This window comes from Hymenobacter latericoloratus, from assembly GCF_014199535.1.
Lineage (GTDB): Bacteria > Bacteroidota > Bacteroidia > Cytophagales > Hymenobacteraceae > Hymenobacter > Hymenobacter latericoloratus.
Genome location: NZ_JACHNV010000003.1, coordinates 39,723 through 51,591 on the forward strand (window position 1 = coordinate 39,723; position 11,869 = coordinate 51,591).

Sequence of the window (11,869 nt, forward strand, 5' to 3'; positions counted from 1 at the left end):
AAGGTCAACGGTAACGGCCGCTTTGCGAGGGCAGCCGTATAGCTTCAGGTTACTCTTTCCTTCCGATTATGCTGCACCTGGAACAACTCTCGCTCAACATCCCGGAAACCACTAAGCCGCGCGTCGTAATTATTGGGGGCGGCTTTGGCGGCGTGAACCTGACCAAATACCTGCCCGACGACCAGTTTCAGGTGGTCATGCTCAGCAAACAGCACTACTACGGCTTCTGGCCCCTGCTCTACCAAGTGGCAACGGCCGGCCTGGAGCCCGAAGCCATTGCCGAGCCCATCCGCAAGCTGTTTGATGACCGCACGGATTTTCACTTCCGCTACGTGCGGGTAACCAACATTAACCCCGCCACCAAAACCGTAACCACCCTGATTGGCGAGGTGCGCTACGACTACCTGGTTATTGCCACCGGCACCAAGTCCAACTACTTCGGCAACGAGCAGATCAAGCAGAACTCCTTCGGGCTGAAAAACCTGACCGATGCCGTGAACCTGCGCAGCCAGCTGCTGCAGAGCTTCGAGCAGGCCAACATTTCCAAGGACCCCGAGCTACGGCAGAGTCTGCTGAACGTGGTAATTGCCGGGGCCGGCCCCACGGGCGTGGAGCTGGCCGGCTCCCTGGCCGAAATGCGCCAGCACGTACTCCCGCGTGACTACCCCGGCCTCGATTTCCGGCTGATGAACATCTACCTCGTCGATGGTCTGGATAGGGTGTTGCCGCCCATGTCACCGGAGTCGAGCAAGAATACGCACGAGTACCTGGAAAAGCTCGGCGTCAATATCAAGCTCAATAAGCTGGTTTCCAGCTACGACGGTGAAACCGTGACCTTTAAGGACGGGGAGCAGATCAAAACCCAGACTTTGGTGTGGGCCGCCGGGGTAGCCGGGGCCACCATCGACGGCCTACCCCCCGAAACGGTGGAAAGGGGCCGTTACCTCGTCAACCACTTCAACCAGGTTCAGGGCTTCGAGGACGTGTTTGCCATCGGCGACATTGCCGTGATGAAATCGGAGAAATGGCCCAAGGGGCACCCGCAAGTGGCCCAGCCGGCCCTGCAGCAAGGGCGCCTGCTGGGCAAAAACCTGGTGCGCCGCATGCGCGGCGAAGCCTGGGAGGCCTTTGACTACTTCGACAAAGGCTCCCTGGCTATTGTAGGCCGGGGCCGCGCCGTGGCCGATTTGCCCGGTAACAAGAGCCTGAAAGGCTTTATTGCCTGGGTGGCCTGGCTGTTCGTACACATTTACTACCTCATCGGCTTCCGTAGCAAGCTGATTGTGATGACGAACTGGCTCTACCGCCTTTTTACCTACCAGCGCGGCACCCGCATCATTATCCAGCCCTACGTACAGCCCGGCGACAAAGTCGCCGAGGAATTCGTCCGGCAGCACGTGAGTGAGTGACGTTTTTGGCTACATAAAAAGAGCGGCTTTCCTAAACTAGGAAGGCCGCTCTTTTCGTGTGGCTCACGTAGTGTGAATCTAAATAGAACGTCTTGTCGGGACATCTCGCGGGCTGATGTTGAATTACCGCTACAACGTCAGCCCGCAAGATGTCTCGACAAGCTCGACATGACGTTCTGCTGCTTCTCTATTCGCAGCTTTAGTTGCCGCATCCCCAGACGCTACAGCGTCACGTGAATTACTTTTTCATTGCCGGCCTGGTCGGTGAGGCGCAGGGTAGCGGGGCCGCGCAGGGGCGGGCCCAGCTTGTCGTCGCGCTCCGAGAAGAGGGTAGCGTTTTTGTGCTCAAAGCGCAGCAGCCGGAACTGCCCGTTTACTTCCAGCTGGTAGCTGGCAATGCCCGAAAGGTCGTCGCCGATTTTGAACACGACTCCGCCGGGGCCTTTGCTCAGCAGGCGGGCCGAGGGCGGAATGGTATCCGTCAGGATGCGGAACTGGCCGAAGGTTTTGATGGGGGCCGTGATGGTGTTGCCCTGCCACTTGCCGCCCACGTAGGCCCGCCCGCCCTTGGGCGTCACGCTGTAAATGGCCGAGCGGCGCTGGTCCAGCACGGGCGTTTCGGGCTTAAGGGTGAGGGCCAGGGTACCGTAGAGCGGCGTGCGCGGCTGCTGTACCGTCCAGAGGCCTTGCTTGTAGCTGGTTTGCACGAAAAGCGTGTCGAACAGGGTGTTCGGCCCGAAACCCAGGTTCAGATTCGCCGTGGAGAAGCCAAACTCCCGGCCCGCCGGAATCAGGGCCTGCTGGTCGAAACGCTTGGTTACGCTCCCGAACTGCAGGGAGTCGGGGCGGCCGGCCCGCAGGTCGTAGAGGTACACGTTCTGGCTCTGCTCGGTGTAGCTGGGCTTGAGCGTGAGGCGGCGGTTGCCGCGGTAAAGCGTAAGGTTGCCCCCTACGGAGGCTGTATCAGGGTCGGCCGCGGTGGCTACCAGCAGGTTACGGCTGATGTCGTAGCGCAGGCTCTGGGTTTTAACGGCCGCCGAGCGGGTTTTGCGGTAGGCCGGCTCCGTACCGCGCAGCACGAAGCGCAACGGGGTCACGTTGCCGTAGGAGTCACTCATCCGGATTTCCACGCGGTACACCTGGCCCGGCTCCACGCGCAGCTTGCCTTTGCTGGGGCCGGTTTGGTAGATGCTCAGCCCGTTGCCGTCATCCACGAACAGCTTTTCCAGTTGCCGGCCCTGGGTAGCCCGCCACTCGTAGTCCATGTGCTGGTTTACCTGGCGGGAGCCCTCCGGAAACGGAATGTCATCGATGACGTGGGCGTAGTGCGGCTGCCCGTTCACCAGCACTTCCACCTTCTGAAAGCCGTTCTTGTTCCAGGCCTGGTCGAACCTATCAAAGCCCTGCACCAGTAGCCCTACCGTGCCGTTGGCCGCAATGGTATCGGCCCACACGTAACCGCCCCCGTTGGGCAGGGGCGGGGCTTTCGGCACGAACACGGCCTTGCCAAAGCGGCCCTGCACGCGGGCATTAATGTCCAGGGCTTCCACCGCAAACGCCTGCAAGGAGGGCGCTACGTGGTCCTGAATTTCCTGAAATCCGCCCCACTGCAAAGGGTTGAGCTGGCCGCCCTCGGCCGTGCGCACCTCCCAGTGCAGGTGCGGACCGGCCGAGCCGCCGGTATTGCCCGATAGGGCCACCACCTCGCCGCGCTTCACCGGAAACTGCTCGGGCTTGAAGAACAGCTCCAGCTCGTAGGTTTTCTTCTCGTACTGCTGGCGGCGCATTTCCTCCGCTACCGGCCCCCGGAAATGGTTGAGGTGGCCGTACACCGTCGTCAGGCCGTTGGGGTGGGTGATGTAGAGCACGTTGCCGTAGCCGAAGCTGCTCTGTTTCATGCGCGAGATGTAGCCCTCGGCGGCGGCATACACCGGCAAATCCACCCGGCCATCGGTCTTGATGTCGAGGCCGCCGTGAAAGTGGTTGGGGCGCAGCTCGCCCATGCTGGCCGCCAGAAAGTTCTGCTGGCCGGGCTTGATGGGAAACAGGAAGTAGCCTTGCGGTACTTCGGGGCGCTTACCGGGGGTAGGGGCCGTAGCCCGGGACACTTGGGGTTCTTTGGTCGAGTCGGGCTCCTGGCCCCCGCACGAAGCCGGCTGCAACCCCAGCAACAGAACAGGAATGGCTACGCTGAGAAGGCGGCGCGGCCGGGTATTCAACAAATCAGGCATTCAGGAAAGGAAATCAGCAGCGGAAAAAGGTGGCGCTGGCGCCAGTGAGCCCGGGCAAGCCATTATCGTGCCTTCCCGGACGCAAAGGCCGGGGGCAAGGTTGCGCCGAAGGTAAAAACGCGCCAGATGGCAAGAGCATAGTGCAGCGGCCCGCAGGGGTAGGGCGACTGTCGTTGCGCGCGGCGCGCGGAATAACAACCAGAGCGGAGGATAGCTTACCCTATGCTACCCCTACTTCACGGCCAGATTCAGCAATTTTTCCTCCCCGATGAAGCCCGTCAGCTGGTCGCCTACCTTCACCTGGCCCACACCGCTGGGCGTGCCCGTGAAAATCAGGTCGCCCATTTTCAGGGTGATGAACTGGGAGATGTAGCTGATGATTTTGTTGAAGTCGTGGAGCATGAGGCTGGAGTTGCCCTGCTGGCGCACCTCGCCGTTCACTTCCAGGCGAAAATCGATGTTCTTCAGGTCCGGGAAATCCGTAACGGGCTTGAACTCCTGCGAAATCGGGGCTGAGCCGTCGAAGCCTTTGGCCAGCTCCCAGGGTAGGCCTTTGCCTTTCAGCTTGCTTTGCAGGTCGCGGGCCGTGAAGTCGATGCCCAGGCCGATGGCGTCGAAGTAGGTAGGGGCAAACTTCTCGTCGATGTTCTTGCCGTTTTTGCAGATGCGGAGCACCAGCTCAATCTCGTGGTGAATGTCCTGGGAGAAATCGGGCAGGAAAAACGGCTGGTTGCGCTGGAGCAGGGCCGTGTCGGGCTTGGCGAAGATGACCGGGGCGTCGGGCGTTTCGTTCTGGAGCTCGGCAATGTGTTCGGCGTAGTTGCGCCCGATGCAAAGAATTTTCATACAGCGGAAAGGCTTGAACTGGAAAATGCGTAGGAGCCTGACACGGGCCGGATTAGCCCGCGCCGGTTTTCCGAAGAGAGAAAAACCGGCGCCCGGCGGGTGGCGCGCCGACTCCAAAGTCCTCAAAAGTAGCCTTAATTCGTGGCGCCGAAAAGGTAAAATTCCTCCCGTCTGGAGGGCGGCGTGGTTGGTTGCAAACATTTTGCCCGCCGCCTCACGTATAGCCATTCTACTACCGTCCGGGCCCATCCGCTACGCAAAGCCCCGTGCGACGGGTCCATCCGCCTTTCTCTCACCTCTTCCCCTTGCCTATGAAACTCCACCGATTTGCCCTGGCCGGTTGTCTATTTTTCGCGGCGGCTTGCTCCACAGTTCCCATCACCGGGCGCCGGCAGCTCAGCCTTGTGTCAGACACCGAAATGAATACGATGTCGGCGCAGGAATACCAGAAAGTGCTGGCTTCCAGCCGGGTAATCAACAGCGGCGAGCAGGCGGCCATGGTAAAGCGCGTGGGTCAGCGCATTCAGCAGGCCGTGGAAATGTACTTTCGCCAGCAGAATGCCCAGGCCCAGCTGGAGGGCTACGCCTGGGAGTTTAACCTGCTCGACGACAAGCAGGAAAACGCCTGGTGCATGCCCGGCGGCAAGGTGGCCGTGTACAGCGGTATTCTGCCCATCACGCAGGATGAAAACGGCCTGGCCGTGGTCATGGGCCACGAAATTGCCCACGCCGTAGCCCGGCATAGCTCGGAGCGCATGAGCCAGCAGATGGCCGCCCAGGGCCTGGGTAGCGTGCTGTCGGCCTCGGCCGGCCAGAACCCTACGGCCACCCAGAACGTGTTTCTGCAGGCGGTGGGGGTAGGCTCGCAGCTGGGCCTGCTGAAATACGGCCGCAGCCAGGAATCGGAAGCTGACCACCTCGGACTTATCTTTATGGCCATGGCGGGCTACAACCCCGATGGCGCCGTCGCGTTCTGGCAGCGCATGGATGCCCGCGAAAATGCCGCTTCCCCGCCCGAATTCCTTTCTACTCACCCCTCCAACGGTACCCGGATTGCGGCCATCCAGAAAGAGCTGCCCGAGGCCCGCACGTACTATAAAGGCCGGTAAGCGCGGCCGGCTTATTTACTTCGATGAATCGTTTTCTGCGTTTACCTTTTTCTTCGCTGCTGGGAGCTGCCCTGCTGGTAGCCGGCCTGAGCGCCTGCGAAACCACCAAGCGTGGCTTTCCCGAAACCAGCTCCCCCACCAATGACCCCGACGTAATAAACCGCCGCAAGCTGGAAGCCAGCAGCAAGCAGGTAGCCGAAGTAGCCGATGGCAAAATTCGCTACATCGTGCCCCGGGAGCAGCTCTCGGGAGCTTTTACCCGCGCGTTCGGCGACGGCACGGCCATCGACAAAACCATGATCCGGAAGGTGCAGGAAACGCCCAAGGATAAGGCCGTGTACTACCTGGTAGGCATTGGCCTGCGCGACGGTATGTTCCGGGCCATGGCCCTGCCCCTGCAAACCTCCTCCGATAACAGCCTGTACCTGAGCTCCAACGCAGCCCGCTACATCATTACGGGGGTAGGGTGCACGTTCTGCTTCTTCAACTTCGAGAAAAACGAAATCGTGGGTACTACCTGCGAGGAAAATACCGGCGGCAGCCGCTGCGACCTGCGCGTAGAAGACAACAACACATTCTTTCCCCGCCGCTAGCCATGCTCAGCCGCAAATGGATTCTGCGCCTCTCGCTTACGGCCCTGGCCCTGCTCGTCACCACCGACCGGCGTCGGCCCAAGCCTGCGGCTCCCCCGCCGCCCAAAGACAAGGACGACAAGCCCGCCGATTAGCCCTCACGAAAAAGGCCCGCCAACTGGCGGGCCTTTTTCGTGGGAAATGTACCTTACCCGAATTTTATAGCTATGCCCATGAAATACCGTTCGTTGATAATCAGTGGGATAAGTGGAGCGGTCCTACACTTCTTTCTGATGTTCGGGAGCCCGTTACTAATGACCTGGGGCGGGAAACCCACCTGGTGGCAGCATGTTATGAAGGCTTTACTTAGTTGGCCTATGACTCTGTCAGGCGCCACACTCCAAGGCCCGATGCCCTCCTATGTATTCGTGGCTCTTATCCTGTTCAATGGCTTTTGCTGGGGAGTGGCTATGTACTTGCTGCTCCGGGGGCTGCGCTCTTTACAGCATGCCTTCCTCGGCTAGCTCCACGAAGCGGGCAATGCGGTTCACCAGCAAATCGGGGTTTACCTTGTCCAACGGGTGCGGCGTGTTCATGATGATTTCGAAGGTAGCGCGGGGCATGTGGTCGGCGAAGTAGCGGGAGGCATCTACGCCGGCGGTTTTGTCCAGCTCGCCCACCAGTACCTGCACGGGCACCTCCAGGGCGGCCAGTTTTTCGGGCGTGAGGGGGGGCGCGTCGCCGAGGCCGCGCATGAGCGTGCTGGTGGCCTGCAGCAGGTCGGGGAGGGGGGTAGGGGCGTGCTGCTGGGTTAGCTGCTCCACGAATTGAGGCACCTTTTCCCGCATCTTTTCCAGGTCCAGATGCCGGGTTTCCAGCACAGCCGAAGCCGGCGACCAGTCAAACTTGGTGCCCAGGGTGGTGATGCTGCTGAACAGCTCGGGCCACTGCACGGCCGCCGTCAGGGCCGCGTAGCCGCCCATGCTGTAGCCGAACACGTGCACGGGGGGTAGCAGCTGGTCCTGAACGAACTGCCGGATTTCCTGCGCGAAGTGCTTCATGGAAAACTCGCCGGCTACCAGGGGCCGGCCGCCGTGCCCGCTAAAGCAAAAGCAGTGCACCTGGTAGAAGGACGGCAGCTCGCGCGTCAGAAACTTCAGCTGAGCCTCCGAGGCCAGTGCTCCGTGCAGAAGCAGAATGGTATGTTGCATGTCTTGATTCCGACAGAAGCAGAAAGCACCGGGCGGGAAAAGCGCGTAAGCCGTTTCGCCGCCCCAAGTACCTGCTACTCGGTATTACTTCGTCACTTCAGCGGCCAGCTGGGCCAGGTCCAGCCCGTCAAACGTACCCGACGACATCATCAGCAAGTTGGCCTGCTGCCAGCTCTGGGCGTGCAGGAAATCGGCCAGCTCCCGGCTGTCCGTGAACACCCGCAGGTCGGGGCGCTGGAAGGCCTGCTGCACGGCTGCCGCAGGCAGGGGGGGTAGGCGCTTGTGCTCCAGCACATGGGGGTTGAAGTACACCACGGCCACGTCGGGGGTGTCGAAGGTGTGGGCGTACTGGGGCAGGAAGGCCGGGTTCAGGGAGCTGAAGGTGTGCAGCTCCAGGCAGGCCACCAGCTTGCGCTGGGGGTACTGCTTTTTGAAGGCGGTAGCGGTGGCTTTCAGCTTGCTTGGGGCGTGGGCAAAATCCTTGTACACTACTGATTCCTGACCTTCTCGCACCAGCTCCAGCCGGCGGGCCGCGCCCTTAAACGAGCCCAGGGCTTCATAAAAATCCTTGCCCTTGATGCCCAGCTGCTTGCACACTTCCTTGGCGGCCGAAATGTTGCGCAGGTTGTGCTCCCCGAACACTTTTACGGGCACTTCATCGTCCTTCTTGGTAATAAGGTAGGTTTTCCCGTCCCGGATAACGTGCTCGTGCGGGCCGTAGCCAATGTAGGTTACATCGGGGTTGCTGGGCACGGTTACCAGCTGCACTTGCTCGTCGTTCTGGTCGTAGATGAGCACGCCGGCCTTGGGCGTCATCTCCGCGAAAATCTTGAACTGCTCGCGGTAGATTTCCTCGGTAGGAAACACGTTGATGTGGTCCCAGCTGATGCCGGAAATAACCCCAATGTGGTGCTGGTAGAGGTGAAACTTGGGCCGCCGGTCAATCGGCGACGACAGGTATTCGTCGCCCTCAATGATGATGATGGGCGCATCTTCCGTGAGCTGCACCATCAAATCGAAGCCTTCCAGCTGGGCCCCCACGGCGTAGTCGAACTTGCGGCCATGGTAGCGCAGTACGTGCAGAATAAGGGAGGTAATACTGGTTTTACCGTGCGAACCCCCAATTACTACCCGCTGCTTGTCGCGGGAAGCCTCATAAATAAACTCGGGGAAGGAATACACCCGCAGCCCTAGCTCCTGGGCCCGCAGCAGCTCCGGGTTATCGGGGCGGGCGTGCATGCCCACAATCACGGCATCGAGGTCCTGGGTAACCTTCTCTGGAAACCAGCCTTCCTCGGCCGGCAGCAGGCCAGCTTTGGCCAGGCGGCTTTTCGCGGGCTCAAATATTTCATCGTCGGAGCCGGTAACGTGGGCGCCGCGCTGGTGCAGGGCCAGGGCCAGGTTATGCATAATACTGCCCCCGGTAGCAATCAGGTGCAGGCGTTGGAGCGAAGAGGGGGTAGCAGTCATTCAGGATAGAGAGTAAGCAGGCGGCAAAGGTAAGGGTTTGGGTTTTGAGTGGTGAGGTGAAGAGGTGACAGGTAAATGGTGACAGGTAAATGGTGATGAGGTGATGAGGTGAGGAGGTAAATGGTGACAGGTAAGTAAATGGTGAGAGGTAAAAGGTAATCTGCCGCCAGTACGCCCTGTCACCTCTTACCTGTCACCATTTACCTCATTACCTCTTCACCCCATCACCTTATTCACCCCAAACTCAAAAAAGAAACCTTTCCCGGCGCTTCCGGATTGTAGGCCTCAGCCGTTAGCTTTGTACCCCTTTGCGAAAATGGGGCGTCAGGCCCGAGGAAATTTCTCTCGCCTCAACCACAAACGGCCCAACCTGCTTACCTTGTAGTGCTACCTCAGTGATGAACGACCGGATGGATGACCGCCTGAAACTATCGGCCTCGCGGGCCAAAGCCGCCTGGAATAACCGCCCCGCGGTGGTCCCGATGGGTGGCCCGGCCGGCAAGCTGCCGCCGCAGGCGCTGGAGCTGGAAGCCGCTGTACTAGGGGCGCTGATGCTGGAGAAGGACGCCCTTACCACGGTAATTGATATTCTGAAGCCCCAGAGCTTCTATAAAGATGGCCACCAGCGTATTTTTAAGGCCATTCTGAATCTGTTTGATAAGTCGGAGCCGATTGATATTCTGACGGTTACGCACGAGCTGCGCGAGATGGGCGAGCTGGAAGCAGCCGGCGGCGCGCACTACGTAGCCAACCTGACCTTCAAGGTCAACTCGGCGGCCAACATTGAGTACCACGCCCGCATCATCACCGAAAACGCCATTAAGCGCGAGCTAATCCGTATTGCCTCGGACATTCAGCGCGACGCGTTTGAGGATACCACCGACGTGTTCAACCTGCTCGACAGCACGGAGCAGTCGTTGTTTGAAGTGTCGGAATCGAACATTCGGAAGAACTTCGACGACATGCGGAGCCTGATGGGCAAAGCCATCAAGGAGCTCGAAGAAAAGAAGGACCAGAAAGACGGCCTGACAGGCGTACCCTCCGGCTTTTCGGCCCTGGACCGCGTAACCTCTGGTTGGCAACCATCTGACCTTGTGATTATTGCGGCTAGGCCCGGGATGGGAAAAACGGCTTTCGTAGTGTCGGCGATGCGCAACGCGGCGGTGGAGTTCAAGAAGCCGGTGGCTATCTTCTCGCTGGAAATGTCCTCGCTGCAGCTCGTAAATCGTCTGATTTCGGCGGAGGCGGAGCTGGATTCCGAGAAGATCAAGAAAGGCAACTTGGCCGACTACGAGTGGGCCCAGCTCAACCACAAGATTTCGGCCCTGTCGTCGGCCCCGATTTACATTGACGACACGCCGGGCCTCAGCATCCGGGAGCTGCGCACCAAGTGCCGCCGCCTCAAGGCCCACCACGACATCCAGATGATTATCATCGACTACCTGCAGCTGATGACGGGTAACACGGATGGCAAGGGGGGCGGTAACCGCGAACAGGAAATTGCCTCGATTTCGCGGGCCCTGAAAGGAATTGCCAAGGAATTGAACGTGCCGGTGCTGGCCCTGTCCCAGCTTTCCCGCTCCGTGGAAACCCGCGGCGGCGACAAGAAGCCCCAGCTTAGTGACCTTCGTGAATCGGGGTCTATCGAGCAGGACGCCGACATGGTAATCTTCCTGTACCGCCCCGAGTACTACAAGATTACCGAAGATGAAATGGGTAACCCCACCCAGGGTACCGGCGAGGTAATTATTGCCAAGCACCGAAACGGCTCCCTGGAAACGGTACAGCTGAAGTTTATCGGCCGCTTCACCAAGTTTGCGGACCTCGACGGCGGCGGAGGGGGCTTCGGCGACGCCGGCTTCAACCCCGGCGCTTTCCCCACCAGCACCTTCGACGACGATGCGTCTGGCTTCGCGCCCAACACTATCCGGCTGGGCTCCCGCATCAACAACGACGGCCCGCCGCCCGCGCAGCCCTTCCCGCGCAGCACCTTCGACGACGGTCCGCCGCCATTTTAATGGATGGGTACTACATGAAAAAGCCTCCTCAGTATGTGCTGAGGAGGCTTTTGTGTTTTCCAGTAAGTAGGAAATAGCCTTGGGCTACGCTCTACTTATACGCCGCTGGCGTAGTCCGAATCATCAGACGAGGAGCTGGAGCTGCCCCGGTAGCCCTGGCTACGGCCGGCCATCGACGACGACGAGGAACCCGACGACTTGTTGTCGGAGTCGTAGCCCGAAGAGAAGCCAGACGAGTAATCGGAATTGCCTGAGTTGTAGCTGCCGCCTACGCGGTTTTCGTTCTGGCGGTCAAAGCTGCTGGAACCGTAGCTGCTAGAAGAGCTGGCGCTGCGGTTAGGGCCTTTGTCCATGCGGCGGCTCTCATCTACCTGTGAGCTGGAAGAGGAGTAGCCCGAAGGATGTACCTGGCTGCCGGAGCGGTAGTTCTGGTTGGGGCGCTGGGCCTGGGCGCTGTCGCCGTAGTAGCTAACGCCTTTTATCTTTTTGCTTGATTTGCCCGAGCGGGTAGCCAGGTAGCCCAGGCCTGCCAGGGCCACAACGCCGGCCACTTTCTGGGTGGTAGAGAGCTTGTTGATTTGCTCCCAGGAATTGGGCAGGAATTCACGGACGCCCTGAGGAAGCTGATCTACAATTTTCTGGATGCCAGCCTGTTCCATCCAGTTCTTGGCACCGCCGGAGGACTGCTGATCTGAAGATTTGTTGGAGGAGCCCCCAGCTTTTGGCTGGTTGCTGGCATTTTGCTTCGAATTCTGGGGCTGATCAGCTGCGGATGAGCCGGCCGCCTCGTTGGTGGGAGTGGCAGATTGATTGGGTTCCATGCAGTTGAGTTGCGTTAAGGGTACACAGATAAGCCCTGCCTGCGTGGCAGTTAGCTACCCTATGCGCAAAAAACAGCCAATGGGTTACACATTAGACAATGTTTTTTCTGGTTTACACCATATTCTATTGCTTGCTCTTGAGCTGATAGAGAGCGTATGTAGCACAGTTCTCTGAATGAAAA

The 11,869-nt window shown here is 59.7% G+C and carries 10 protein-coding genes; 5 read left to right on the plus strand and 5 right to left on the minus strand.

The window, feature by feature from the left end:
• Window positions 1-68 precede the first annotated feature (68 nt).
• Window positions 69-1,409 (plus strand): NAD(P)/FAD-dependent oxidoreductase, encoded by a 1,341-nt coding sequence (locus tag GGU46_RS10710; protein WP_139921058.1) that lies wholly within the window; start codon window positions 69-71, stop codon window positions 1,407-1,409.
• A 221-nt stretch (window positions 1,410-1,630) separates the two neighbouring features.
• Here the strand turns inward: GGU46_RS10710 and GGU46_RS10715 are convergent, their stop codons facing one another.
• A complete protein-coding gene (locus tag GGU46_RS10715; protein WP_183403547.1) occupies window positions 1,631-3,640 on the minus strand; it encodes a M23 family metallopeptidase in 2,010 nt (669 codons plus the stop codon).
• Window positions 3,641-3,871: 231 nt separating this feature from the next.
• Window positions 3,872-4,486, minus strand: a complete 615-nt coding sequence (locus tag GGU46_RS10720; protein ID WP_183403548.1) for a fumarylacetoacetate hydrolase family protein — start codon at window positions 4,484-4,486, stop codon at window positions 3,872-3,874.
• 311 nt (window positions 4,487-4,797) lie between these two features.
• Between GGU46_RS10720 and GGU46_RS10725 the strand changes: the two genes are divergently transcribed.
• From GGU46_RS10725 to GGU46_RS22315, 3 genes are read left to right on the plus strand one after another with little or no spacing between them, the layout of a single operon-like run.
• Window positions 4,798-5,595, plus strand: a complete 798-nt coding sequence (locus tag GGU46_RS10725) for a M48 family metallopeptidase (protein WP_139921064.1) — start codon at window positions 4,798-4,800, stop codon at window positions 5,593-5,595.
• Window positions 5,596-5,618: 23 nt separating this feature from the next.
• Window positions 5,619-6,188, plus strand: a complete 570-nt coding sequence (locus tag GGU46_RS10730) for a hypothetical protein (protein WP_183403549.1) — start codon at window positions 5,619-5,621, stop codon at window positions 6,186-6,188.
• Window positions 6,189-6,190: 2 nt separating this feature from the next.
• Window positions 6,191-6,322 carry a hypothetical protein gene (locus GGU46_RS22315; RefSeq protein ID WP_262890941.1) on the plus strand — a complete coding sequence of 44 codons (132 nt, stop codon included), beginning with the start codon at window positions 6,191-6,193 and terminating at the stop codon, window positions 6,320-6,322.
• 345 nt (window positions 6,323-6,667) lie between these two features.
• On the opposite strand, the gene GGU46_RS10735 is transcribed toward GGU46_RS22315, so the two are convergent.
• Together GGU46_RS10735 and GGU46_RS10740 are read right to left on the minus strand one after the other, a co-directional pair.
• Window positions 6,668-7,378 carry an alpha/beta fold hydrolase gene (locus GGU46_RS10735; protein WP_183403550.1) on the minus strand — a complete coding sequence of 237 codons (711 nt, stop codon included), beginning with the start codon at window positions 7,376-7,378 and terminating at the stop codon, window positions 6,668-6,670.
• Between the two features lie 84 nt (window positions 7,379-7,462).
• The gene (locus GGU46_RS10740) at window positions 7,463-8,848 is read right to left on the minus strand and encodes a UDP-N-acetylmuramate--L-alanine ligase (RefSeq protein WP_183403551.1); all 1,386 of its coding nucleotides are present in this window, start codon (window positions 8,846-8,848) and stop codon (window positions 7,463-7,465) included.
• Between the two features lie 482 nt (window positions 8,849-9,330).
• On the opposite strand from GGU46_RS10740, the gene dnaB reads away from it, so the two are divergent.
• A complete protein-coding gene (gene dnaB / locus GGU46_RS10745) occupies window positions 9,331-10,866 on the plus strand; it encodes a replicative DNA helicase (protein WP_246399029.1) in 1,536 nt (511 codons plus the stop codon).
• A gap of 95 nt (window positions 10,867-10,961) precedes the next feature.
• On the opposite strand, the gene GGU46_RS10750 is transcribed toward dnaB, so the two are convergent.
• On the minus strand, window positions 10,962-11,687 hold the full coding sequence (locus tag GGU46_RS10750; protein ID WP_183403553.1) for a hypothetical protein: 726 nt from the start codon (window positions 11,685-11,687) through the stop codon (window positions 10,962-10,964).
• Window positions 11,688-11,869: the final 182 nt, after the last annotated feature.